Origin of the sequence: Collimonas sp. PA-H2, assembly GCF_002564105.1 — a bacterium.
Taxonomy (GTDB): Bacteria; Pseudomonadota; Gammaproteobacteria; order Burkholderiales; family Burkholderiaceae_D; genus Collimonas.
In genome coordinates this window covers 3,101,547-3,127,096 of sequence record NZ_PDBX01000001.1, presented here as the reverse complement: position 1 = coordinate 3,127,096, position 25,550 = coordinate 3,101,547, and the positions used below count along the sequence as shown (strand labels likewise).

Genomic DNA, 25,550 nt, shown 5'->3' with positions numbered 1-25,550 from the left:
ATCTGGCAAAATACTGCTTTTAAGTACAAGCAAAAGCCATGACCACACCAAATACACCCGACGCCTCGCCGCTCGGCAAACCCGCCGCCTACCAGACGCAGTACCAGCCTTCGCTGCTGTTCCCGATCGCCCGCCAGGGCAAGCGCGACGAAATCGGCGTCAGCGGCACTTTGCCGTTTTTTGGCGTCGATATCTGGAATGCGTATGAAGTGTCCTGGCTTAACGCACGCGGTAAACCCCAGGTTGCCATCGCCACGTTTACCGTACCAGCCGATTCCCCGAATATTGTCGAGTCGAAGTCGTTCAAGCTGTACCTGAACTCCTTCAATCAAACCAAGCTGGCGGATACCGATGCCTTGCTGCAGCTGTTGCGCAACGATTTGTCGGCCGGCTTCGGCGCGCCGGTGCACGTCACGCTGACCACGGCCGACGCCTTTGCCAGCCAAAGAATACAAGAGCCGCAGGGCTTGCTGCTGGACCGGCTGGATATCGAAGTCGACGAATACCAGCCGAATCCCTCGCTGCTGAAGACGGATCCAAACAAAGTTGTCATTGAAGAAACACTAGTCTCGCATCTGCTGAAATCAAATTGCCTGGTGACCGGCCAGCCGGACTGGGGCAGCGTGCAGATCCACTATGTCGGCGCGGCCATCGACCAGGAAAGCCTGCTGCGCTACCTGATCAGCTTCCGCGACCATAACGAATTCCATGAACAATGCGTGGAACGCATTTTTATGGACATCATGCGCAACTGTGCGCCGCAAAAGTTGTCTGTATATGCGCGCTATACCCGCCGCGGCGGCCTGGACATCAATCCGTGGCGCAGTAATTTTTCCACCGGACAGCCCCCTTCGAATTGGCGCCAAGCAAGGCAGTAATACACAATTCGTTACATTTGTAGCAAAAAGACAGCACTTAAGCAGATAAATACGCATTAAATTGGCGGGGATATTGACGCGTTGTCACTACACGTCTACCGTAGCACCTCGCTGTAAAGGACTCTATATTTTATGACAATTTTTTCTCGCTTCACCGCCGTCAAAAGGACCGCAATATTCTCCGGCATGACTGCAATCGCCACCGTGTGTGCCCCGGCCCACGCTCAGGAAACCCCGGATACCACCGGCTGGTTCAGCAAAACCCTCACCCAGACTCAGGATCGGCTGAGTAATATCGCCAACAATGGCGATATGGAAGTGTATCTGTCCGGCTACGCCTATCACGGCCGCCGTACCTATACCGAAGAAAAAATCCGGGAATTGAATGAAAAGGCCTGGGGCCTGGGCGGCGGCCGCACCATCCGCAATGCCGACGGCAATGACGAATCCCTGTATCTGTTTGCCATTCGCGACTCCCACTACAAGCCGCAGATCATGGCCGGCTATGCCTATGAGTGGATCTGGAACGTGCCCAAGACCCCGGTCGAAGTAGGCGCCGGCTATACCGCCATGCTGATGAGCCGCCAGGATTACTTCGGCGGCTTCCCGTTTCCGATTGCCTTGCCAGTCCTGTCGCTGGGGGTCAAGGGCGCCAAGCTGATGGGTTCTTACGTGCCGCGCCTGTCCCAGAACAAAGGCAATGGCGATGTCTGGCTGGTATTCGCGCGCTTCGAAGTTAAGTAAAACACCAGGCTTTTCAGCGATAAGCATCATTGCAAGTTGATGTTGTTGGCCGGAATCAAGTCTATAATTCGGGTTGGGTGTCGCCAATAGAAACGATATCGGCGCCGTGAAGGCGCCACGCACACCGTAGCCCGAGCCATGCCGGCTTGGACCAGACCGGGGGAGACGTTGTAGTAAAATCTGCGCTCACGTAGCAAGGAGCCGCAGCCTACCCCCGAATTTGGCATGTTTTCGACATGCTGCGGCAGGTTTTTAGCGATGGCGGCTCTGCTAAGTAAGACAAACCATCCATACTGGACCGCATACCAATTTGTATTATGACTAATCTTGCAAAAATCCTGCCCGCACAAAATGTGGCGCTGGATCTGGAAGTCTCCAGTAAAAAACGCGCTTTCGAACAAGCCGGTTTACTCTTCGAAAACAACTGCGGCATTGCCCGCTCTACCGTCTCCGATAACCTGTTTGCGCGCGAACGCCTCGGCTCCACCGGACTGGGCCACGGCGTTGCCGTGCCGCACGGCCGGGTCAAAGGCTTGAAAGCGCCGTTGGCGGCATTTGTCCGCCTGGCCGAACCGATTCCGTTTGAATCGCCGGATGGCGAACCGGTCAACCTGCTGGTTTTCCTGCTGATTCCAGACAACGTCACCCAGCAGCACCTGGAAATCCTGTCGGAAATCGCCGAAATGTTTTCCAGCGACGCCTTCCGCCAGATCCTCGCCAGCGATCCCGATCCGGCCTCGGTGCATGCCCACATTGTCTCTTGGCAGCCCATGGGCACGGAAAATGCGACATAATTGACAGGAGGGCAACCGCCCGCCCAATTACCATGTCAGATGCCAACCATGCCCGCTTCCACGCCCCTCTCGATCCAGCAACTGTATGACGAAAACCGCGAGTCGCTGCAACTAGGCTGGTTTGCCGGCTTCCCCGGCGGCGAGCGCCTGATTTCCGGCGACGCCGCCTCGGCGGCCGACCAGGTCGGCCACCTGAACCTGATCCATCCGGGCCGGATCCAGGTCTTCGGCCATCAGGAAACCGAGTATTACCAGCGTCTGTCGGCTACCTCGCGGGTCTACCAGACCGCCGAACTGGTGGCGGGCGCGCCGCCGGCATTCATCATTGCGCAAGGACTGGCGACGCCGCCGGACATCCTTGAAATCTGCGACGAAAAAAATATCCCGCTGTTTTCCACGCCGCTGCCCGCGGCCCAGGTGATCGATTACCTGCGCGTGTACCTGTCGAAAAAACTGGCGCAGCGCATCACCATGCACGGCGTGTTCATGGATGTGCTGGGCGTCGGCGTTCTGATCACCGGCGAATCCGGACTTGGCAAAAGCGAGCTGGGGCTGGAACTGATTTCGCGCAGCCACGGCCTGGTGGCTGACGATGCGGTCGAATTCGCGCGCATCGCGCCCAACATGATCGAAGGACGCTGTCCACATCTGCTGCAGAACCTGCTGGAAGTGCGCGGCCTCGGCCTGCTCGACATCAAGACCATCTTCGGCGAAACCGCGGTGCGACGCAAGATGCGCCTCAAGCTGATCGTCCACCTGGTGCGCCGCGCAACGCTGGAGGAAAACTACGAACGGCTGCCGCTCGATGCCCATACCCAGGAAGTGCTGGGACTGGCGATCCGCAAGGTCATCATCCCGGTGGCCGCCGGCCGCAACATCGCGGTGCTGCTGGAAGCCGCGGTGCGCAATACCATACTGCAGCTGCGCGGCATCGACACACTCAAGGACTTCATCGCGCGGCAACGGATTGCGATGGACAGCGATAGCGATTTGTAATATTTGCGGGACAGAGTCGCCCGGATAGGGTTTAAGAGCCACCGAAGCGTGGCGAATTACACTCCCCGTGCGGCTCTGTCCCCAACTGACTAGACAAGAAGTACACAGCGATACAAAACCGCAGGCGCAGCGGACACAGGATTCCTACCCGTCACATATAAAATACGGTGTTGCAGATTCGGCGGCATGCGATGCATGCCCCTTTCAATCCGGACACTTCCTGTAAAACCCGCGACTTACGGTATCATTCTCCAATGCGCATTATTCTTATCACCGGCATCTCCGGTTCCGGCAAATCAGTCGCTCTTCGAGTGCTCGAAGACGCGGGTTATTTTTGCGTCGACAATCTGCCGCCGGTCTTGCTGCGCGAGCTGGTCGCCGCCCGCCAGCATGAAGGCGCGCAGATGCTGGCGGTCGCCACCGACGCCCGCAGCGCCGATTCGCTGGCCGGCCTGCCGAGCGATATCCAGCAACTGAGAGCCGAAGGGCACGACGTCAAGGTATTCTTCCTGACGGCGCAGACTGAATCGCTGATCGCGCGTTTTTCCGAGACCCGCCGCAGCCACCCGCTGTCGCACCGGCTGCGGCCTGGCCAGAATCCGAGCGACCGCCTGACCCTGACCGAATGCATCCTGATCGAACGCGAGATGCTGGTCGAGATCGAGAGCATCGGCCATACCATCGATACTTCCGACATGAGCGCCAACCGCTTGCGCAGCTGGATCAAGGAGCTGGTCGATACCGAACCGGCGCCGCTGACCCTGCTGTTCGAATCGTTCGCCTTCAAGCGCGGCGTGCCGCTGGACGCCGACCTGGTGTTCGATGTGCGGATGCTGCCGAACCCGCATTACGACATCAAGCTGCGGCCGCTGACCGGACGCGACCAGCCGGTGATCGCCTTCCTGGAAGGCCTGCCCAAGGTCAGCGACCTGCTGGGCGACATCCGCAATTTTGTCGAAAAATGGCTGCCTGAATTCAAGGACGACAACCGCAGTTACCTGACGGTGGCGATCGGCTGCACCGGCGGCCAGCATCGCTCCGTATATATGGTGGAACAGCTGGCGGAGTATTTCCAGGTGTCGGAACGCGTAGTGCGGCGCCATCGTGAGCTGGCCAAGCGCGCCGGCGACCACTAATCAAGCCGCAGTTCATCCTCTCAGCCGTTCATTTCTTTTTCCATGTCCGAAAACAATTCCTGGATTCCGTTATTTCCTCTCAATGCCGTCCTGTTCCCCGGCGGTGTGCTGCCGCTCAAGGTCTTTGAAACACGCTACCTGGACATGCTGCGCGCCTGCATGAAAAGCGAGCAGCAATTCGGCGTGGTCCTGATCAAATCCGGACAGGAGGTGGGGCTGGCGGCGGAGCCTGAAAACGTCGGTTGCCTGACCCGCATCACCGAATGGGACATGCAAGACCTGGGCGTGATGATGCTGCGCACCGAAGGCAGCCAGCGCTTCCGCATCCTGCAGCAGCGGGTATTGCAGGACCAGCGCCTGGAGGCGCAGGTAGCGTTGATAGCCGATGATCCTGCGACCACGCCGGATGAAGTTCACCTGCAATGCGCCGGCACCTTGAAGCTGGTGATCGACGATATCAACAAGAAGGGACGCGCCACGCACGGCGTGGATTACGCCAGTCCGTTTTCATTGCCTGTCCAATTCGACAATGCCGGCTGGGTCGCCAACCGCTGGTGCGAAATCCTGCCGATTCCTTTGAAAGCCAGACAGAAACTGCTGGAGTTGACCGACGGCCGCGAGCGGCTGGGCATCGTCCACCAGTACCTCCTGCAGCACAATATTATCTAGAAAACCTGAGCTGGACTTGAGGCCTGTTAAAGTGGGGGCCGTGTCGTCATTGACGCGCCTGTCTAGGCGACCCCAGCTACGCGCCCCGGTCTCGGCGACCCCGACTACGCATCCCGGTCTCGGCGACCCCGTCATTCCCGCGAACGCGGGAATCCATTTTTCATACCACGCTCAGCAACCTGGATCCCCGCGTTCGCGGGGATGACCGGGACGCGTAGTCGGGGCCGTCGAGGCGAAGCTGCCGCTTGGGATGCTAAAGCCACGTCATTCGCACTCAGGCAAACAGGTCAGCTTCTCGGAAAACTTCCAGCAACAGTTTCTTGACCGGCGCCGGCAGCGGCGCGTCCGCCAGCCTGTCGGCCGGATACCAGACGTGACCGGACTCGGCAACGCCACCCAGCCGCTGCGCCAGCGTAATCTGGAACGGCGCGATATGCAGCTTGAAATGGGTGAATACGTGGGTGAAGCCGGATAGCGCCTGGTACGAGGCGATGCTGCCGAAGGCTGCCGTGGCGCGCTCCAGCGCTGTCGCGACGTCGCCTTCCGGCGCCACTTCCGGCAGCGACAGCAAGCCGCCCCAGATGCCGCTGTCGGGACGCTGCTCCAGCAAGACCTGGCCCTGATCGACGATGACCAGCATGCCGGTATGCTTTTCCGGGATGGCTTTCTTCGGCTTGCGCACCGGCAGCTCTGCGGTGCGGCCGCTGGCCAGCGCGACGCAGCGTTGCGCCAGCGGGCAAGTCTGGCAAGACGGCTTGCTGCGCGTGCACAGGGTCGCGCCCAGATCCATCAAGCCTTGCGTATATGATTCCACGCCCTGCTGCGGCAGCAGCGCTACCGCGCGCTGCCACATCGCATCTTCCACCGGCTTGGCGCCGGGATAGCCTTCAATCCCGAATACCCGTGCAAACACGCGCTTGACATTGCCGTCCAGGATAGCGGCCTGCACGCCATAGGAAAAAGCGGCGATGGCGGCGGCAGTGGAACGGCCAATGCCGGGTAAGTCCTGCAGCAGCGCCGGATCGTGCGGGAAGACGCCGCCATGCTCGGCCACAACGCGCTGCGCGCAGCGGTGCAGATTGCGGGCGCGAGTGTAATAACCCAGTCCGCTCCAGTGCGCCATCACTGCTTCGCTCGGTGCGGCAGCCAGCGTCTGCACATCGGGAAAGCTGGCCAGGAACTTCTGGTAATAGGGAATCACCGCCGCCACCTGGGTTTGCTGCAGCATGATTTCAGACAGCCAGACGCGATAAGCGTCGCGCGTCTGCTGCCACGGCAAGGCGTGGCGGCCATGCTGCTTCTGCCACCCGATCACTGCCGCCGAAAAAGAGGGATCGGCGTACTGGGCGGCAGTTTGTTGCGAAGAGATACTGCTGTTACTGACTACACGTTTCATTTATACCGCAACTTTCATCGGCGCCAGCTCACTGCCTAGCGCATTTCTCAAATCGTTCTCCAGCGCCATCAAGGTGTTTCTTTGCGCAGTCAATTCATTCTGCAGCATTTCCACCGACTGGATTTTTTCTTCCAGGCTGTCGATCGCCACGTGCACTCTTTCTATCGAATCGGTGCGCTGTTTGAGCTGCGACTTGTGGGCGCGTATCTGTTCTTCCAGCGGCGCCATCACCACCTTGAGCCAGGCGTCGACATCGCGGTTAGCCTGCAGGAAGCTCTGCTTGACGCGCGAGGCGATCGAATCGAAGAATTTCTGCATCAGCACCACCTGGCTGGTCTTCACCAGCGTCACCGTACCGAACTGGCGATGATACGCGGTTTCGATCACGCCGATTTCCTTGCGATACTTATCCAGCGAAAACGGCATCGGCGTCGACAATGCCAGGCCGTGCTCGGTCGAAAACTTGCGGTACATGATGGTCATCATTTCCGAGATTTCATCGGTCTTCTGGCCCGACAGCATCAGGTTTTCCTGCGAATTGTCGAAGAATTCCTTCACCGCGTGGCGGAAGCCGGCGGTAAACATGCTGCCCTCCATGGTTTCGCGCGTCTTGCGGATCTCTTCTTTCAGCAAACCCATGCCCAGCGTCGTGAAGACGCCGGCCGAGAGGCGCGCAAACACCGTGCGCGTACCCTGCAATTTGAGTAAGCTCTCGTCGAATTCCTTTTTCTCGATATCGATGCGCTTCATCATGTGGCTGATGATGGAAGTATTCTTGCCGCGCAGGCTCTTTAGCTCCAGCAGCTGTTCAACCACGCTGCGGATATGCGCCGACATCAGGGCTTGCTTGGTGACGGTCAGATCATGGATGTCAGCGATCAGCTGCGAACGGATGATGTCGCGCTTGGCCGGGATCAGCTCGCGCGACAAGGCGTTCTCCAGCGCCGGCAGGCGGCTGCGGCGTAACAGGCCGGGCTCGCCGTTGATCTTGCCGACCAGCCCTTTCTGCGCCGAGACCGGATAGACCTGCGCCTCCGACAAGCCCAGCGTATGCGCCACGTTGGAAACCTGCTTGCTGATCTGCTGCTCAACTTCGAACGGCGAACGCAGCTCATCCCACATGCTGTCGATCTTGTTGAGCACCACCATGCGGCCGGCGCCGCTGCCGATATGATGGCGCCAGACATCGATATCGCTCTTGGTGACGCCGGTATCGGCGGCCAGGATGAACAATACCGCGTGGGCGTTGGGAATCAGGTTGAGCGTCAGTTCCGGCTCGGTGCCGATGGCGTTCAGGCCCGGCGTGTCGATAATCACCAGGCCTTCCTTCAGCAAGGGATGCGGGAAGTTGACGATGGCGTGGCGCCACTGCGAAATCTCGACCCGGCCGAGGACGTCGACGGCGACCGCGGCGTCGGGATCGTCTTCATCGTACAAACCATACAGCTTGGCCTCTTCCACCGGCACCCATTTGGTCAGGCTGACCTGCTTGAAGGCTTCCAGCATGCCGTCGGTCGACGAGATATCGAGCGGCAGCACGGTCCAGACATGGTGCGCTCCCCTGTAATCGCTGGTCGACTGCGATTCGGCGCGGGTTTCAATCGGCAACAGCCGGATGCAGGACGGGAACGAGGGGTCGTACAGCAACTCGGTCGGGCACATGGTGGTGCGGCCGGCGGCCGACGGCAAGATGCGCTGACCGTAGTCGGCGAAGAAGATCGCGTTGATCAGCTCTGATTTCCCGCGCGAGAATTCAGCCACGAAGGCGATCGACAGTTTATCGTCGGTCAGCCGCGCCAAGGCGCGGGCTATGCGCTGTTCGCTGGCGATATCCGACAATTTCGATGCGCTCGCCCAAGTCTGGTAACGCCGCAGTGCGCCCGCCACGCCGGTACGCCACTCACTGTATTCCTGGAATTTCTGAACTAGATTACTCACTGTCGCTCTCGCCTATCGTTTCTGATATTTTTTGATGATTATTTCTGGAATTCATTTCTGGCACGTCTTGCAATAAAACGTCGACCGCTGCCCCTGCTTGATCTGCGAAATCAGCGTTCCGCAATTTCTACATGGCAACCCAGCACGATCATAGACGAAATAACTCTGTTGGAAGTAGCCGGATTGGCCATCTGCGCCAATAAAATCGCGCAAAGTGCTGCCGCCCTTCTCAATCGCCGCCGCTAAAATTATCCGAATGGCATCAACCAGCCGCTCATAGCGCGCCAGGCTGATGCGATGCGCCGGTGTTTTCGGATTGATGCCGGCGCGGAACAGGCTCTCGGAGGCGTAGATATTGCCGACCCCGACCACGATATCGCCCGCCAGCAGCACTTGCTTGATCGGCGCGCTACGCTTGCGCGTCTCCTTATACAGGATCTGCGCCGAAAAAACCTGCTCCAGCGGCTCCAGCCCGAGACCAGCCAGCAGCAGGTGCTGCTCCAACGGACCGTCGGCGTCGGCATGCCACAGCACGGCGCCGAAGCGGCGCGGATCGGTCAGGCGCAGCAGCTGCTGGCCGACCACCAGGTCGAAATGATCATGCTTTTGCGGCGCCGTGCCGAGTTCCAGGATGCGCAGATGGCCGGACATCCCCAGGTGGATCAGCACCGTGCCGTGATCGAAACGCAGCAGCAGATACTTGCCGCGGCGCTCGACCCGGCGCACCGAGCGGCCCACCAGCAGCGCCGGCAAGTCTTGCGGGAACGGCCAACGCAAACCGCTGTGACGAAAAACGACAGCGGTGACCACACGGCCATCCAGGTACGGCGCAACGCCGCGGCGGGTCACTTCTACTTCAGGTAGTTCTGGCATAAGTCTTTAATTCCGGAGACAGGCTTGAGCAACAACTGACAAAATCTGTCGCGAACTCTCCCGCTCCGGGCTGATCAGATGAATAGTTAAATAAGCAGAAAATAGGCAAATAAGCAGACGCCGCAGCTACAAAGGCCAGCAATTGCATGGCGCCGCCCGATACATTTTTTGAAACAAAACTCCGTCCCGCCGCTGCGCATTGCCCTCTGGTTGGGCGTAAAATCAGGATTACCTCTGAAATTCAGAATTCACCGCTGACAAGCTAGGATATGTCCCTTGAAAAAAGCACTTGCCATTGTAACGCTCTCCACCCTACTGTCGGCTTGCGCCTCTGTAACGCCAAGCAACAACGATGCCACAAGCGCTGATGTCCAGCCTGCCGCGAGTCCGGCAGCAAGTCAGGCAACAAGCGCGGCGGCCAGTCCGGAGCAACTCAAGGCGCGTAAGCTGGCGACCCGCGCCATGCCGGTCAAGCCGCCCGAGGAACATTTACCGGCCGTGCCGCTGACCAAGGAAATCCTCTTCAAGGTGCTCAGTTCGGAAATCGCTTTCCAGCGCGGCAACTGGCAATCCGCCTATGTGACTTTGCTGGGCGCTGCACAGCAGACGCGCGACCCGCGCTTGGCGCGCCGCGCGGCCGAGATGGCGCTGAGCGCCAAGCAGGCCGCCGAAGCACTGGTGGCGATCCGCCTGTGGCGCGAGTTGGCGCCCGATTCGGAAGAAGCGACCCAGTACTATCTTGGCTTCATCATGCTCAGCAATAACCTGGCCGAAGCCAGGCCGATCCTGGAAAAACGCCTGCTGGACGCGCCGCCGCAGGCGCGCGGCGTCATGATGCTGCAAATCCAGCGCCTGCTGATGCGGGCGCAGGACAAGACCGGCGCCTTCGCTTTGCTGGAACAGCTGGTAGCACCTTACACGGCGATGGCGGAAGCCCACTTGGCGCTGGCGCAGGAAGCCTTCAGCATCGGCAACGCCACGCGCGCCAAGGAAGAAGCGCAAATCGCCCTGAACCTGAAACCGGATTCAGAACTGGGGATCCTGACCAGCGCGCAAGTGGCGGCAGACAGCAAGGAAGTCGAGCGCATCCTGACCGATTTCCTGAAAAAATATCCCGGCTCGCGTGAAGTGAGGGTGGCTTATGCGCGCACCCTGATCGACCAGAAGCAGTACGAGAAGGCTCGCAGCCAGTTCGAAATCCTGCTGAAAAGCGATAAGCAGGACGCCACTACCTTGCTGGCGCTCGGCCTGCTGAATGCGCAGATCGGCGACACTCTGGCGGCGGAACGCTACCTGACCAGCTATCTCGACCAGCTCGCCAAGCATCCGGACGAGGCGCGCGACAGCACCCAAGCCTTGCTGATCCTGGCGCAGATCGCAGCCGACCGCAACGATACCGACAGCGCCCTCAAATGGCTGTCGCAAGTCGAACCGGGCGATGCTTACCTGGATGCGCAGCTGCGCCGGGCCCAGCTGCTGTCGAAGCGCGGCGACCTCGACGGCGCGCGCCGGGTGCTGGCTGAAATCGACACCAACGGCGAGCGTGAAAAAACCCAGGTGACCCAGGTCGAAGCCCAGTTGCTGCGCGAAGCTAACCATCCGCAGGAAGCCTTCAAGGTGCTGGAAACCGCGCTCAAGGCGCAGCCGGACAACGCCGACCTCCTGTACGACTACGCCATGATGGCAGAGAAGCTCGACAACCTCAGCACCATGGAAAGCGCGCTGCGCAAGCTGATCGCGATCGCGCCGGAAAACCAGCAGGCCTACAACGCGCTCGGCTATTCGCTGGCGGAACGCAATATCCGTTTGCCGGAGGCGCTGGTCCTGATCCAGAAAGCGCTGACCCTGGCGCCGCAAGATCCTTTCATCGTCGACAGCATGGGCTGGGTGCAATACCGCCTGGGCAATCTGGACGAAGCCGAGACACGGCTACGCACCGCCTACGGCTTGCTGCCCGATCCTGAAATCGCCGTGCACCTCGGTGAAGTGCTGTGGGTCAAGGGACAAAAGACCGATGCGCAAAAACTGTGGCGCGAAGTGCGGCAGAAAGATCCGCAAAACGACGCCCTGAAGAACACCCTGGCACGACTGCGCGCGAACTTATGATGCGCACCCTCCGCAACACCACGAAGCCGTCGGCGCTGCGCCGTGCCGGCTTGGGCGCGCTGGTGCTGGCCGCCATTGCATTGAGCGGCTGCAGCACCCTGCAATCTTCAGGCGGCACTGGTGCGGCCAGCGCCGGCAGCGCCGCGGCCCGCCAGTACCGCCAGGCCATCGATGTCAGCGGCCGGCTGTCCCTGCGTTATCAGCAGGACGGCAAGCAGCAGGCGATGTACGGCAGCTTCACCTGGTCGCAAAGCACGCAGGAAACCGCCATCACCCTGCTTTCGCCGCTGGGGCAAACGCTCGCCACCATCAATATCGGCGCCGGCCAGGCCACCCTCAAACAAGCTGGCCAGCCGCCGCGCATCGCCAGCGACGTCGATGCCTTGACGGTGCAGGCGCTGGGCTGGCCGCTGCCGATCGCCGGCTTGCGCGACTGGCTGCAAGGCTTTGGCGAAGATGCCGGCGGCCAGCGCTTTACCGCGACCCCGAACGCCGACGACAGTTTCAGCGTCACCACCGCCGACAAGTGGCTGATCCAGTACAGCAACTGGCAAGACAGCGGCGCCGAGAGCTATCCGAAACGGATAGACCTGGCGCGCAATACCGCACAGGCTGGCGAAGTGGCTATCCGCATCGCCATCAGCAGCCGCCAATCGCACTGAACCTCGCACACAGAACCACGCAATGACCCGTACGCTGAACAACTGCCCGGCGCCAGCCAAGCTGAATTTATTCCTGCATGTCACCGGCCGCAGGCCGGATGGCTATCATTTGCTGCAAACCGTGTTCCAGCTGGTCGACTTCAATGACCTGCTGCATTTTGAATTGCGCGACGACGACCAGATCCGGCGCAGCACCGATATCCCGGGCGTGCCGGAAGAAAGCGACCTGATCGTGCGCGCCGCCAGGTTACTGCAAAGCGCGATCCGGCAAAAGGCCGTTGCATCTGCAGGATCGGCGCCGGCGCCATTGGGAGCAAATATCGGCATCGAGAAAAATCTGCCGATGGGCGGCGGCCTGGGTGGCGGTTCTTCCGACGCCGCCACCACGCTGATGGCGCTCAACCGCCTGTGGCAAGGCGGCCTGTCGCGCCAGGAACTGATGGCTTTGGGGCTGCAACTGGGCGCCGATGTCCCGTTTTTCCTGTTCGGCCGCAATGCATTTGCAGAAGGCATCGGAGAATCTCTACAAAAGCTTGACACCCCCGGGCTATGGTTCGTTATAATTCAGCCCGGCGTAACAATTCCGACAGAAATAATTTTTTCATCTTCGGAATTGACAAGGAGTACGAAACCCGTCAAAATGACGGACTTTTCGATAGGTACTAAAAAGCTCTTCGGAAAGAACGATCTGGAAGCCGTGGCGGTAAGCAAGTTCCCGGAAGTTGCAGCAGCCATCAAGTGGCTAGGCAATTACGGAGAAGCCCGGATGACCGGCTCAGGTGCTTGTGTTTTTTGTGCTTTTACCGAAGAACACGACGCTGACGAAGTACTGAAATCAGTACCTGCTCAGTGGAAAGCATGGAAAGCCAAGGCGATGCAGGAACATCCTCTCGCCGGATTGTTGGATAATTAGTTGAGTTGTACAGAATTCGGTTTAGCATCAGATTCAAGCGCAGCAGATAGTGCTGGCGCGGATTTATGATAGACAACAAGTTGCGTAGGGGAATCGCCAAGCTGGTTAAGGCACTGGATTTTGATTCCAGCATTCGAAGGTTCGAATCCTTCTTCCCCTGCCATTAAATACGGACAATGATGTCCAGCAGGCACTAGTCTTATAGCGGCAGTAAGTTACCCCGCATCAGAAATACAACACTGCACACAGCGAACACATAAGCCGCCAACGCAAGACTGCATCAGTCTGGCATTGTCGGCTTTTCAACTTTTTAACGACAGTATCCAGGGAACTCCATGGCAAACGAAAACCTGATGGTTTTTACCGGCAACGCAAACCCGGAACTAGCTATTGGAGTTGTCAAGCAACTCGGTATTCCGCTAGGCAAGGCCAACGTCACTAAATTCTCCGACGGCGAAGTCATGGTCGAGATCAACGAGAACGTACGTGGCAAGGATGTCTTCGTGCTGCAATCGACTTGCGCACCGACCAACGACAACCTGATGGAAATCATGCTGATGGTCGACGCCCTCAAGCGCGCATCCGCCGGCCGTATCACCGCTGCGATTCCTTACTATGGCTATGCACGGCAAGACCGCCGCCCGCGTTCGGCGCGGGTTGCGATTTCCGCCAAGGTAGTTGCCAACATGCTGCAGGAAGCCGGCGTCGAACGGGTCCTGATCATGGACTTGCACGCTGACCAGATTCAAGGTTTCTTCGATATTCCGGTAGATAACATCTACGCATCGCCGATTTTGCTGGGCGACCTGGTAAGCAAGAACTACGACGACCTGCTGGTCGTATCGCCGGACGTCGGCGGCGTGGTGCGCGCCCGTGCCCTGGCAAAACGCCTGAACTGCGACCTGGCGATCATCGATAAGCGCCGGCCGAAGGCGAATGTCTCCGAAGTCATGAACATCATCGGTGAAGTCGAAGGCCGCAACTGCGTGATCATGGATGACATGGTCGATACCGCCGGCACCCTGACCAAGGCAGCCGAAGTATTGAAAGAGCGCGGCGCCAAGAAAGTGGTTGCTTACTGTACGCACCCGGTCCTGTCCGGCCCTGCCCTCGAGCGCATCGTCAATTCGCCGCTGGATGAGCTGGTCGTGGTCGACACCATCCCGCTGTCGGCGGAAGCCAAGGCCTGCGGCAAGATCCGCCAGCTGACATGCGCCAGCTTGCTGGCTGAAACCTTCAAACGTATTACCAAGGGCGATTCGGTGATGTCGCTGTTTGCAGAATAAGTTTTAATAGATTTTATCGTCCTTGCATCTGGCGACAGATGCAGAGATGACCTTAAATCCCCTGGTCGCGGGGGATTTTTACCGCCGGACAATAATAAATAGTCCGGCACACAATGGAGCTTCAAAATGAAAGTAATCGCATTTGTACGCAAAGAGCAGGGGACCGGAGCGAGCCGCCGCCTGCGCAATGCTGGCCAAACACCAGGTATCGTTTATGGTGGTTCCGACGCGCCGGTCAATATCTCGCTGGACCACAACGCGCTGTACCACGCACTGAAAAAAGAAACTTTCCACTCCTCGATCCTCGACCTCGAAATCGACGGCAAGGTACAGAAAGTTCTGCTGCGCGACTTCCAAGTCCACGCATACAAGCAACTGGTCCTGCACGCTGACTTCCAGCGCGTCGATGCCAAACAGGCAATCCACGTCAAAGTGCCGCTGCACTTCATCAATGCAGAAGTTGCTCCTGCAGTGAAACTGTCCGGCGCCATCATCAGCCACGTGCTGACTGAACTGGAAATCACTTGCCTGCCAGCAGACCTGCCAGAGTTCGTTGAAGTCGACCTGACCAGCATCGAAGTCGGTCACTCGATCCACTTGGCTGACCTGAAGCTGCCTAAGGGCGTTTCGGCTGTGTCGCAAGAACACCTGACTGTCGCTACTGCATCGATCCCAGCTGGCAAGGTCGAAGCTGAAGCCGAAGCTGCTGCTCCAGCCGCTCCTGCTGCTGACGCTGCCGACAAGAAGTAATAGTCGCTGCATTTGCCAGAGGCTTCTTTTCTGGCTGAAAAACCCGCCTTCGTGGCGTAATGCCGTTCAGTTAAGACTGAACGGCATTTTTATTTGCGGAACTCGTAGGGTGGGCACTCCGTGCCCACGCGGACGGGCCGGGGCGCGTAGCCGGGGCACGAATGTCAGGGACACGAATATCCATGATACTGCGTGGACACGGAGTGCCCACCCTTCGCCATGTCGTTCTGCCCTAACTGAACAGCATTGGCCTTCGTGGCGGGTTTTTTATTGTCGACCCCCGCTTTCTTTATGGTCGACCTCCGCATCTTCTATAATCTGCGCTAGTCACTTATACGAAAATCAAGCAAACATGTCCATCCGCCTCATCGTCGGCCTCGGCAATCCCGGTCCGGAATACGAACAAACGCGTCACAACGCCGGTTTCTGGCTGGTCGATAACCTGGCCAACGATCTCCGCTGCCGGCTGGCCAGGGAAGCGCGCTTCAACGCCTTCGTCGCCAAGACCAACATCGCCGGCCAGGAAGTCTGGCTGCTGGAGCCGCAAACCTTCATGAACCGCTCGGGCCAGTCGGTGGGCGGCATTGCGCGTTTCTACAAGATCGCGCCGGAAGAGATCCTGGTGGTGCACGATGAGCTGGACCTGCCTCCCGGCAGCGCCAAGCTGAAAAAAGGCGGCTCCTCGGGCGGCCATAATGGCTTGAAAGACATCACGGCGGCGCTCGGCACCCAGGATTACTGGCGCCTGCGGCTTGGCATCGGCCATCCGCGCACGCTCAACCTGCAGCAGGTGGTCGCCGATTTCGTGCTGCACCGGCCGCGCAAGGATGAGCAGGCGCCGATCGAAGAGGCGATTGCCGACAGCCTGAGGATCATTCCGCTGCTATGCGAAGGCAAATTCGAGGCGGCAACCATGCAGCTGCACACCGCCAAATAAGGCCATTAAGCCCCGCCAATGCGATTGCCGACGCTGCATCCGGTAAAATAGCGGGTTAGTTCCAACAATTCACTCTCTAAAGTCCAAATCATGAGTCTCAAATGCGGCATCGTCGGCCTACCCAACGTCGGCAAATCTACCCTCTTCAATGCCCTGACTAAAGCGGGCATTCCGGCGGAAAATTACCCTTTCTGCACTATCGAGCCGAACGTCGGCATGGTTGAGGTGCCGGATCCGCGCCTGAAGGCGCTGGCCGAGATCGTCAAGCCGGAACGCATCCTGCCTGCGACCGTAGAGTTCGTCGATATCGCCGGCTTGGTGGCGGGCGCATCCAAGGGCGAAGGCCTGGGCAACCAGTTCCTCGCGCACATCCGCGAAACCGACGCTATCGTCAACGTGGTGCGCTGCTTTGAAGACGACAACGTGATCCACGTCGCCGGCAAGATCAATCCGCTGGACGATATCGACGTCATCCAGACCGAGCTGGCGCTGGCCGACATGGGTACGGTTGAAAAAGCCATCCATCGCGAAAACAAGAAGGCCCGCTCCGGCGACAAGGATGCCGCCAAGCTGGTGGCCCTGCTGGAACGCCTGATGCCGGAACTGGACCAAGCCAAGCCGGTGCGCGCCTGCGGCCTCGACGCCGAAGAAATGGCCCTGATCAAGCCGCTCTGCCTGATCACCGCCAAGCCGGCGATGTATGTCGCCAACGTTTCCGACCACGGCTTCACCAACAACCCGCTGCTGGACCAGTTGACCGCTTACGCGGCTTCGCAAAATGCGCCCATCGTGGCCATCTGCGCTGCGATCGAATCGGAAATCGCCGACCTGGACGAAGCCGACAAGCACGAATTCCTGGCCGACATGGGCATGGAAGAACCCGGCCTGGACCGCCTGATCCGCGCCGCCTTCAAGCTGCTCGGCCTGCAGACCTACTTCACCGCCGGCGTCAAGGAAGTACGCGCCTGGACCATCCACGTCGGCGACACCGGCCCGCAGGCAGCCGGCGTGATCCACACCGACTTCGAACGCGGCTTCATTCGCGCGCAGACGATCGCCTATGAAGACTTCATCAGCCACAAAGGCGAGCAAGGCGCCAAGGAAGCCGGCAAGATGCGCGCCGAAGGCAAGGAATATGTGGTCAAGGACGGCGACGTGCTGAATTTCCTGTTTAACGTTTAAACCTCCATTCGACACATAGGGGGTATTGAACGCCCTCATTGAATTTTGCTGCATGTCGAACAGACATCCCGCAAACTCAAAACACGACGAAGCCCGGCTCTCTCCCTGCAAATTAGGGATGGGCGCCGGGCTTTTTCTCTATCAAACGCTGATGAACAAAACCACGCGCCATGCACTCTAATGAGATGTGGTCCGACACTCACACGTTGCCTTCTCGCCACCTCTATTTCCGGAGGAGCCATGAACCCGAAATTGCTTATCCCGGCCATTGCTGCGGCCACGTTATGCGCGGCATGCTCATTACCGCCTAGAATCGATCTGCTAGGCGATCCGGCGGTAGTGACGGCCGCCACACGCACCATCGTTATCACTCCGGATACCAGCTACGTAAATGTAACCGGCGGCGAAATCATCAGATTCGTCGTGGGCGACAAATCATTTGCGTGGAATTTTGACGGCGCCGATTATCTTGAGAAATTCGATTTGAATCAGACCGCGCCGCCAGGAATGCTTGATCACAAAGTCATCGCCTATGTCGCCGCCAATCCCCTATATTCCGGCGGTGGCGATGGCCACCATCACGGCGACGGCCATGGTGGCGGTCATGGAGGCGACCATGGCGGCGACTTCACCAGCGGCGGCGGTCATGGCGGCGGTCACAAATAATCAAACCGAAGCAACGGCCTGATTATTCTCCTGCGCGGCTTGTTGCAAGAGCGGTTCCGCCGGCGTGGCAGCCGCAGAACTTCAGTAAACACGATAAGAGGAGCCCCTCTTCTTATCGCGAACACCCTCCCCTCCTTTCGTAAGCATTGTCTTAATTGCACAGTATTTGTTGCCACAAAAGCACCAAATTGCAATACTTCTTGCCATTCCCTGGCTACCCGGCTCCAGCTGATTCCGGCGAATCCGCTACGGCCTGCGCGCCAGAGACCCACCACAAGAATCGCTTTCAACTACCCACAGGAGGAGTTTGATCATGATCAAGGAACGGAGACTATCGCATTCGCTACGCATGATGTGTTCAGGAAGCCTGGCTGTCGGCCTGGGCCTGCTGGCCCCGCCGCTGCAGGCGCAGGAAAACGACAAGGAAGAGGAAGCGCCGCAGCAGATGCAACGGGTCGAAATCACCGGCTCGTCGATCAAGCGCCTGGTCGCGGAAGGGGCATTGCCGATCACAGTCATCAAGGCAGATGATTTCACCAAACTGGGATCAACCACGGCTGCCGAAGTGCTGTCCAATATTTCCGGCAACCAGACAAATTACACGACTACCGCCAACGTCGGCGCCGGCAGAACAGTCGGCGCCGCTGCCGACCTGCGCGGCCTGGGTCCCAACAAGACTCTGGTGCTATTAAATGGCCGCCGCCTCGCCAATGCCGCATTCGACGGCTCCGCCGTGGACCTGAATGTGATCCCGGTAGCCGCGCTGGACCGCGTTGAAATCCTGCGCGACGGCGCTTCCGCGATCTACGGCACCGACGCCATCGGCGGCGTCATCAACTTCATCACCAAGCGTTCTTATACCGGCCTCAACCTGAGCGCCGAAGGCATTGCGCCGGAACAGAGCGGCGGCGCGGAAAAACGCTTCAACCTGTCGGGCGGCTTCGGCGACCTCGACAAGGACGGCTACAACATCTTCGGCGTGATCGACTACCACAGCCAGAACGCAGTGAAGGCCAGCGACCGCCGCTTCTCTGCGCCGGGAGGGCAAAATCCGGGCATAGGGCTGAACGCCGGCAGCGGCAATTCCTATCCCGCCAACTACTACGACATCGATGCCGACAAATCCGGCAACCCGTACGCAGCGTCCGGCTGCCGCCCGCCCTATGCCTTTGCCCAGGATGGCGTTTGCCGCTACAACAGCCAGGCGGTGATCGGCATCGTACCGAAGACGGAAGAAATCGCCGTGATCGGCAAGGGCACCTTCAAACTGGATGCCGACAATACAGCATCGGTCGAATACCTGCATGCACAAAGCAAGGTGAAAACCTATATCGCCGGCGACGTCTTCGGCGGCGATGGCAGCGGCGGCAGCAGCGACTATGTCGTCAATCCAAACAGCCCCTATTATCCCGGCAACGGCATTACGCCGGGCAGCGCCAGCGGCGGTCCATTGTCGCTCAACTGGCGCTCGGTAGATGCTGGCCAGCGCGTCGGCGAATCCAGGAACAGCACCGACCGCCTGCTGTTCAGCCTGGATGGCACGCTAGCCGGCTGGGATTACAAGACCGGACTGGCCTACGCCATGAGCAAGGCCAGCGAAGCCCTTGTCAGCGGCTACCTGAACAGCAACATGGTGCGGGAAGGATTCCTGAGCGGCATCCTTAATCCCTTCGGCCCGCAGAGCGCGGCCGGCATCGATTACCTGAAGCGGGCGCAGGTGAGCGGCGTTTACCTGGACGCCAAGACACAAGTCACTTCGCTCGACTTCACCGCCAGCCGCGAATTGTTCCAGTTACCGGCCGGGCCATTAGGTTTCGCGCTCGGCGGCGAATTCCGCAAGGAGCAGGCCAGCTTCAACGTCAACCATGCGCTATCCGACCTGGTGGAGAGCACCGGTTCGCAAGACTCCAAGTCCGCTTCCGGCAGCCGCAATGTGAAAGCCTTGTTCACTGAACTCAACATGCCCATCGTAAAGTCACTGGAAGCGCAGCTGGCATTGCGCTATGACAGTTACAGCGATGTCGGCAGCACCGTCAATCCCAAGGTGGCGCTGCGCTTCCAGCCGGCCAAGGAAATCATGTTCCGCAGCTCGTACAGCACCGGTTTCCGTGCGCCCAGCCTGTACGAATTAAACGATCCGAACGCAAAGACCTATACAGCGGCGCCATACAACGATCCTCTGCTGTGCCCCGGCGGCAACGTTGCGCCGGGCGGAATTTCCGCGCGCGATTGCAAGCAGCAATTTTTCAAAATGCAGGGCGGCAATAAAAATCTGCAGCCGGAAAAATCCAATTCATTCACGCTAGGCATGGTGATCGAGCCACATCCCAATTTTACGGCCTCGGTCGACTATTGGAACATCAGGATCAAGGATCAGATTTCCGTCATTCCTGAAAGCGACATCTTTGGCGATCCGGTCAAGTACGCTGACAATTTCGTGCGCAATCCCGACGGCTCGCTCAGCCATATCATCGACACTAACGTCAATCTCGGCAATGTACATACTTCCGGCTTCGACCTTGGCTTCGCATGGCGTTGGCCCAAGACTGCCTGGGGTAATTTCGGGCTGGCGCTGGACGGCACCTATGTCGGCCAGTACGACTACCAGACCGAGGCCGGCGGCGACTACCTGAACAATCTCGCGGTCTACTCGGGCGGCGGCGTGATTTTCCGCTGGCGCCATGCGGCCACCTTCAACTGGAGCCGCGGACCATGGAGCGCCGCCCTGCAGCAAGTCCACACCACCGGTTATCGCGACCAAAATAGCTCGCAGGTGGCTGAAGGCTACAGGAATCACCAGGTCGGTTCCTATACACGCTATAACGTATCGGGTAGCTACGCCGGCTTCAAGAACCTGACCCTGACAGCGGGCATCAAGAACCTGTTTAATACCGATCCGCCGGCTTCCAACGTCATCGACAACTTCCAGTATGGCTACGACGCGCGCTATGGGGACGCAATAGGCCGCGCGTTCTTCGTCCGCGCCAACTATCAATTCTTTTAAGCGACCAAGGCATGAGCGCCGATTTGTTAACAAAAGTCACAACGGCGCTCATTGTCCGATAAATTCCATACAACCCATCGAAAATTCAATAGACTGTCCAGTAACCGCACAACAAAGAGCGACGATGGACAGAGTAGAAACCATGCAGGTGTTCGTGCGTGTAGCTGAAACCGGCAGCTTTACCAAGGCCGCCGACGGCCTGGGGCTGCCGCGCGCCACCGTTTCCGCTGCTATCCAGCAGCTGGAAGCCAGCCTCGGCGCGCGCCTGCTACAGCGCACCACGCGCCGCGTGCACCTGACGCAGGACGGCAGCGCCCTGCTGGAACGCTGCTATCAACTGCTGTCCGACTTTGAAGAAATTTCCGGGCTGTTCAGGCAAACCCCGGCGCAGGCCAGCGGCAAGCTCAAGGTGGACGTGCCGAGCCGCCTCGCCAGGCTGGTGATAGCGCCGGCCCTGCCGGAATTCTTCAAACTATATCCCGATATCGAACTGGAACTGCGCTGCACCGACCGCTCTATCAACCTGATCCAGGAAGGCGTCGATTGCGTGATCCGCGTCGGCCAGCTGGAAAACAGCAGCCTGGTGGCGCGTCCGCTGGGTCAGTTTGAACTCGTGAATTGCGCCAGCCCGGCGTATCTGCGGCAATATGGCAAGCCCGCCACGCCATCCGAACTGGGACAGCACTGGGCCATCAACTATCTATCGCCCACCACCGGCCGCAGCGCGCCCTGGGAATATGCAGAAGATGGCGTGCTCAAGATCCTGGAAATGCGCAGCCGCGTGGCGGTAAACAATGCAGAAACCTACATCGCCTGCTGCCTGGCCGGTCTGGGCTTGATCCAGATACCGGCCTATGACGTGCGCAACCACATACGCGCGGGCGAACTGCAGGAAGTCATGCCGCAGGCGCGCGCCAACGCCATGCCCGTGTATGCGCTCTACCCGCACCGGCGGCATTTGTCGCGCCGGGTGCAGGTGTTTATCGACTGGGTCGAAATCCTGCTGCAGCGGCACCATTAACGCGCAGCAATCCTGTTCTATTTCGCGGCCTGCCTGATCGGATCACCGGGACAAGGTCCGCCGGCGTCAGCCCAGGCCTGCAGTTTCTGCACGAACTCTTCATGAGAAATCACCGGTGTGGTGCGGCCGGCGCCCGGGTTCCAGGCCCACAGCACCAGCGGATCGGTCTTCATGTGCTCGATCACTTCATCCATGGTCTTGCGGTTGCCGTTCTTGCCCGGATCTTTCATCGCCTGGCAGATCAGCACCTTGCTCAGCGACTGCCAGGCCATGCTGACCGGCGGCATTTTCCAGTGCGGTGCGCCCGGCACCTTGCCGTCAGCGCTATTGCTGGCCTGGTGACAAGCCGCACACTGCAAGGTAGCGACGCCGCTGTCATGCGGACCACGCATCACCAGCTGTGCGTGTTCGATGCCGATATCCTTCTGATGCGGCGCCTGCACCTGGTGGCAATTCAAGCAGCGTGGCCCCATCACCACGCTGGCGATGGGTTCGAACAGTTGCTGGCCGGTCGGCGCAGCTGCTTGCTGGGACAGTACCGGAACGCAGATCAGGGCCAGCAGCAAGACAGGCAAGGCGCCGAGCAATTTCAGAAATTTCATCATGTCACCCTATGCGATCTGGAACTGGTGATTCTTGAGAGGCAGCGAACGTATGCGTTCGCCGGTCGCAAAAAATATGGCGTTCGCCAAGGCCGGCGCAACACAAGCCACGGCCGGCTCGCCGACACCGCCGGGATGTTCGCTGCTCGGCACCAGTATCACCTCTATCCTCGGCGTCTGGTACATGCGCAGCACCGGGTAGTCGTCGAAATTGCTCTGCTCGACCACGCCGTTTTTAAGGGTGATCTCGCCAAACAAGGCGGACGACAAGCCGAACACCACGCTCGATTCCATCTGCGCTCGCACCAGGTCGGCGTTGACCACCACGCCGCAATCGATGGCGCACCAGACCTTGTGCACGATGAGCTTCCTGTCCTTGCCGACGCTAGCCTCGACCGCCATGGCGACAAAGCTGCCGTAGGAATCGTGCACCACGATGCCTCTGTGTGCGCCGTTGGCGGGCGGCCGCGGCCAGGCACAGGCTTTTGCCACCGCGTCCAGCACGCCCAGGTGACGCGGCTTGTTTTTCAGCAGCTCGCGCCGGAACTGATAGACATCCTTGCCTGCCGCATGCGCCAGTTCATCGATGAAGGTTTCCACCGCATAGGCGTTGAACGAGTGCCCTACCGAACGCATCCACAGCACCGGGATCTGGTAGTGCGTGGTGTGCAGGTCCACCATCACATTCGGGATCGCGTATGGAATATCCTGGGCACCTTCGGTCGACAAGGAATCGATGCCATCCTTGACGATGAACGGTTCCATGATGGTGCCGCCGCCGATCGACTGCACCGCGATGCGGTCGGTCCAGGAGCTGATCCGGCCTTGTCCGTCCAAGGTTGCACTCAAGCGGCAATAAGACGCAGGGCGATAGTAGCCGCCCTTGATGTCCTGGTCGCGGGTCCACACCACTTTGACCGGCTTGTTGAGATCCTGGGCCACCGCCTTGGCTACGTGCGCGGCATCGACCACCACGTCGAAGCCGAGGCTGGAACGGCGGCCGAAGCCACCGCCGGTGAACATGGTGTTCAGCTTGACCTGCTCCGGCTTAAGTCCCAGCACGCCGGCGATCGCCAGCTGGTCGCCGCCCGGCCATTGCGTGCCCAGCCACACTTCACAGCCGTCGGCGCGGACGTCGAACACTGCGTGCAAAGGCTCCATGGTGGCGTGGGTCAGGTAGGGAAACTGGTAGTCGGCGGTGAAGCTTTGCTTTGCAGCCTTGCGCGCATTGGCCACATTACCGTCATTACGCGCTACCGTGCCGGCGACATCCATCAGCTGCCGGTACACGATGCCTTGCATATCCGAGGACATCCGCTCGCCGGCCACCGCGTCCCATTCGATCACCAGAGCATCGCGCCCCAGCTTGGCGGCCCAGAAATCCTTGGCGACTACCGCGATGCCGGCCGGCACCTGGTACACGCCCAGCACGCCGGCGACCTGGCGCGCCTTGCTGGCATCGAAGCTGTGCACCTTGCCTTGGAAAATCGGCGGCCGTGCAATCAATGCGGTAAGCATGCCGGGCAGCATGACATCCATGCCGAATTTCGCGCTGCCGTCCGACTTGGTCTTGCCATCGAGGCGCCGCACCGGACGGCCGATGATCTTGAAGTTGCGCGGATCTTTCAGCACTACATTGTCCGGCACCGCCAGTCCCGCCGCTTCCGAGGCCAGCTCGCCATAACTGGCGCTGCGGCCGCTGGCCGCATGCAGCACCCTGCTCTTGTCGGTATGCAGGCTGCCGCTGTCGACATTCCAGCGCTTGGCCGCGGCCGCCAGCAATATGGCGCGCACTGCGGCGCCCGCCTTGCGTTGCGGCTCATACTGCGCCATGGTGGTGATGCTGCCGCCGGTGAGCTGGGTATGCATGAGCGGGTGGGCGTAGGCCGGCGCCGTCGGCGACTGCTCCCAGCGCACCAGGTTCCAGTCGGCGTCCAGTTCTTCCGCCACCAGCATCGGCAAGGCAGTGGATACGCCCTGGCCCATTTCGGTATGGCCGACGATCACGGTGACCAGGTTATCCGGGGTGATGCGGACAAAGGCATTCGGCTGCAATACGGCGCCCGCAGCCGGCGTGGCCGCCATGGCGCCGCGCATCGTTGCGCTGATGTGCCAGCCGACCAGCATGCCGCCGCCGACCAGAGCGCTGACCTGCAAAAATCCACGACGCGAGATGGAAACGGAATCGGCAGCGGCATCAGAGGGGGGATTGGTCACGCTCATTTTTTCGCTCCACTCTCGGCGACGCTGTGCACGGCGGCGCGGATGCGCGGATACATGCCGCAGCGACAGATATTGCCCGACATGGCCTGGTCGATATCGGCGTCGCTCGGCTTCGCTATGCTGGTCAGCAAGGCTACCGCCGCCATCACCTGGCCCGACTGGCAGTAGCCGCATTGCGGCACGTTCAACTCTTCCCAGGCTTGCTGCACTTTCTTGCCGATCGGATGCGCGCCTATGGCTTCGATGGTCGTGATCTGCTTGCCTTCCAGCGCCGCTGCCGGCGTCACGCAGGAGCGCACCGGCAAGCCATCCACATGCACGGTGCAAGCGCCGCACAGCGCCGCGCCGCAGCCGAATTTGGTGCCGGTCATGGCCAGCTCGTCGCGCAAGACCCACAGCAGCGGCTTTTGATTCGATGCATCTACCTGGTGTGCCTTGCCGTTGATATTAAGTGTAGTCATCACGCTCCCCGTTGATCGTGCACTGTGAATAAGCCTGGACGGCCAATCTTTTGCGAGCCGCCTGCCTGGCTGCTGTGCGTTAATTTTAAGTTAATCAAAAGCAAAAAATAGACACAATTCCTGAATGCAGTATTCACAAAATCCGCCCAATACCCATGTTCCCGGCTTAGGTTTTCCCTTAATGCAATAAACAAGTACAGATATAATTAAAAATGTAACTGTGCTTTAAATCTACCGTGCTGACTGTATATGCCAAGGTAGAAAACTGCCAATTACACTCCACCCTATCCTGCGCATTTTGCGCAATCGGCAT

Annotated in this window: 22 protein-coding genes and 1 tRNA gene; 17 read left to right on the top strand and 6 right to left on the bottom strand. The window is 59.5% G+C overall.

All coding sequences use genetic code 11. From position 1 onward, the window contains the following. Positions 1-38: 38 nt before the first annotated feature. From queF to BCF11_RS14290, 6 genes are all read left to right on the top strand, one after another. A complete protein-coding gene (gene queF / locus BCF11_RS14315) occupies positions 39-878 on the top strand; it encodes an NADPH-dependent 7-cyano-7-deazaguanine reductase QueF (protein ID WP_098495320.1) in 840 nt (279 codons plus the stop codon). A gap of 132 nt (positions 879-1,010) precedes the next feature. After that, complete coding sequence (locus tag BCF11_RS14310; protein ID WP_098495319.1) at positions 1,011-1,622, top strand: hypothetical protein; 612 nt, start codon at positions 1,011-1,013, stop codon at positions 1,620-1,622. A gap of 317 nt (positions 1,623-1,939) precedes the next feature. Beyond that, on the top strand, positions 1,940-2,416 hold the full coding sequence (locus BCF11_RS14305; protein ID WP_098495318.1) for a PTS sugar transporter subunit IIA: 477 nt from the start codon (positions 1,940-1,942) through the stop codon (positions 2,414-2,416). A 48-nt stretch (positions 2,417-2,464) separates the two neighbouring features. After that, entirely contained in the window at positions 2,465-3,412 is a 948-nt protein-coding gene (gene hprK, locus BCF11_RS14300) for an HPr(Ser) kinase/phosphatase (protein WP_038485268.1), read from the top strand. Between the two features lie 254 nt (positions 3,413-3,666). Continuing rightward, on the top strand, positions 3,667-4,548 hold the full coding sequence (gene rapZ / locus BCF11_RS14295; protein ID WP_098495317.1) for an RNase adapter RapZ: 882 nt from the start codon (positions 3,667-3,669) through the stop codon (positions 4,546-4,548). A gap of 42 nt (positions 4,549-4,590) precedes the next feature. Beyond that, the gene (locus tag BCF11_RS14290; RefSeq protein ID WP_098495316.1) at positions 4,591-5,217 is read left to right on the top strand and encodes an LON peptidase substrate-binding domain-containing protein; all 627 of its coding nucleotides are present in this window, start codon (positions 4,591-4,593) and stop codon (positions 5,215-5,217) included. A gap of 274 nt (positions 5,218-5,491) precedes the next feature. On the opposite strand, the gene mutY is transcribed toward BCF11_RS14290, so the two are convergent. From mutY to mutM, 3 genes are read right to left on the bottom strand one after another with little or no spacing between them, the layout of a single operon-like run. Continuing rightward, the gene (gene mutY / locus BCF11_RS14285) at positions 5,492-6,613 is read right to left on the bottom strand and encodes an A/G-specific adenine glycosylase (RefSeq protein WP_098495315.1); all 1,122 of its coding nucleotides are present in this window, start codon (positions 6,611-6,613) and stop codon (positions 5,492-5,494) included. Beyond that, complete coding sequence (locus BCF11_RS14280) at positions 6,614-8,551, bottom strand: dynamin family protein (RefSeq protein ID WP_098495314.1); 1,938 nt, start codon at positions 8,549-8,551, stop codon at positions 6,614-6,616. A gap of 51 nt (positions 8,552-8,602) precedes the next feature. Further along, a complete protein-coding gene (mutM, locus tag BCF11_RS14275) occupies positions 8,603-9,424 on the bottom strand; it encodes a bifunctional DNA-formamidopyrimidine glycosylase/DNA-(apurinic or apyrimidinic site) lyase (protein WP_098495313.1) in 822 nt (273 codons plus the stop codon). A 276-nt stretch (positions 9,425-9,700) separates the two neighbouring features. Here mutM and BCF11_RS14270 point away from each other — a divergent pair, with 276 nt between their 5' ends. The 11 genes from BCF11_RS14270 to BCF11_RS14220 all read left to right on the top strand — a co-directional run bounded on the left by BCF11_RS14270 (position 9,701) and on the right by BCF11_RS14220 (position 21,951). Continuing rightward, a complete protein-coding gene (locus BCF11_RS14270) occupies positions 9,701-11,530 on the top strand; it encodes a tetratricopeptide repeat protein (protein WP_199110865.1) in 1,830 nt (609 codons plus the stop codon). Then, complete coding sequence (gene lolB / locus BCF11_RS14265; RefSeq protein ID WP_098495312.1) at positions 11,527-12,192, top strand: lipoprotein insertase outer membrane protein LolB; 666 nt, start codon at positions 11,527-11,529, stop codon at positions 12,190-12,192. Before BCF11_RS14270 ends, lolB begins: the two co-directional genes overlap by 4 nt. A gap of 22 nt (positions 12,193-12,214) precedes the next feature. Further along, complete coding sequence (ispE, locus tag BCF11_RS14260) at positions 12,215-13,105, top strand: 4-(cytidine 5'-diphospho)-2-C-methyl-D-erythritol kinase (RefSeq protein WP_098495311.1); 891 nt, start codon at positions 12,215-12,217, stop codon at positions 13,103-13,105. An 86-nt stretch (positions 13,106-13,191) separates the two neighbouring features. Next, a tRNA-Gln gene (locus BCF11_RS14255) sits at positions 13,192-13,268 on the top strand. Between the two features lie 172 nt (positions 13,269-13,440). Then, a complete protein-coding gene (locus BCF11_RS14250) occupies positions 13,441-14,391 on the top strand; it encodes a ribose-phosphate pyrophosphokinase (RefSeq protein ID WP_061936920.1) in 951 nt (316 codons plus the stop codon). A gap of 126 nt (positions 14,392-14,517) precedes the next feature. After that, positions 14,518-15,141 carry a 50S ribosomal protein L25/general stress protein Ctc gene (locus BCF11_RS14245; RefSeq protein ID WP_098495310.1) on the top strand — a complete coding sequence of 208 codons (624 nt, stop codon included), beginning with the start codon at positions 14,518-14,520 and terminating at the stop codon, positions 15,139-15,141. A 352-nt stretch (positions 15,142-15,493) separates the two neighbouring features. After that, on the top strand, positions 15,494-16,078 hold the full coding sequence (pth, locus tag BCF11_RS14240; RefSeq protein ID WP_098495309.1) for an aminoacyl-tRNA hydrolase: 585 nt from the start codon (positions 15,494-15,496) through the stop codon (positions 16,076-16,078). Positions 16,079-16,168: 90 nt separating this feature from the next. Then, the gene (ychF, locus tag BCF11_RS14235; protein ID WP_098495308.1) at positions 16,169-17,260 is read left to right on the top strand and encodes a redox-regulated ATPase YchF; all 1,092 of its coding nucleotides are present in this window, start codon (positions 16,169-16,171) and stop codon (positions 17,258-17,260) included. A gap of 240 nt (positions 17,261-17,500) precedes the next feature. Beyond that, on the top strand, positions 17,501-17,926 hold the full coding sequence (locus BCF11_RS14230; RefSeq protein WP_098495307.1) for a CzcE family metal-binding protein: 426 nt from the start codon (positions 17,501-17,503) through the stop codon (positions 17,924-17,926). Positions 17,927-18,239: 313 nt separating this feature from the next. Then, positions 18,240-20,930, top strand: coding sequence for a TonB-dependent receptor (locus BCF11_RS14225; RefSeq protein ID WP_098497507.1), 2,691 nt, complete (start codon positions 18,240-18,242; stop codon positions 20,928-20,930). Positions 20,931-21,054: 124 nt separating this feature from the next. After that, entirely contained in the window at positions 21,055-21,951 is an 897-nt protein-coding gene (locus BCF11_RS14220; RefSeq protein WP_098495306.1) for a LysR family transcriptional regulator, read from the top strand. A 17-nt stretch (positions 21,952-21,968) separates the two neighbouring features. Here the strand turns inward: BCF11_RS14220 and BCF11_RS14215 are convergent, their stop codons facing one another. Genes BCF11_RS14215 through BCF11_RS14205 form a run of 3 tightly spaced genes read right to left on the bottom strand, consistent with a single transcriptional unit; the run spans position 21,969 to position 25,237 of the window. Next, positions 21,969-22,556: a hypothetical protein gene (locus BCF11_RS14215; RefSeq protein WP_098495305.1), complete on the bottom strand. Its 588-nt coding sequence runs from the start codon at positions 22,554-22,556 to the stop codon at positions 21,969-21,971. A 6-nt stretch (positions 22,557-22,562) separates the two neighbouring features. Continuing rightward, positions 22,563-24,776 carry a xanthine dehydrogenase family protein molybdopterin-binding subunit gene (locus BCF11_RS14210; RefSeq protein WP_098495304.1) on the bottom strand — a complete coding sequence of 738 codons (2,214 nt, stop codon included), beginning with the start codon at positions 24,774-24,776 and terminating at the stop codon, positions 22,563-22,565. After that, positions 24,773-25,237: a (2Fe-2S)-binding protein gene (locus BCF11_RS14205; protein WP_098495303.1), complete on the bottom strand. Its 465-nt coding sequence runs from the start codon at positions 25,235-25,237 to the stop codon at positions 24,773-24,775. The genes BCF11_RS14210 and BCF11_RS14205 overlap by 4 nt, the downstream gene beginning before the upstream one ends. Positions 25,238-25,550 lie beyond the last annotated feature (313 nt).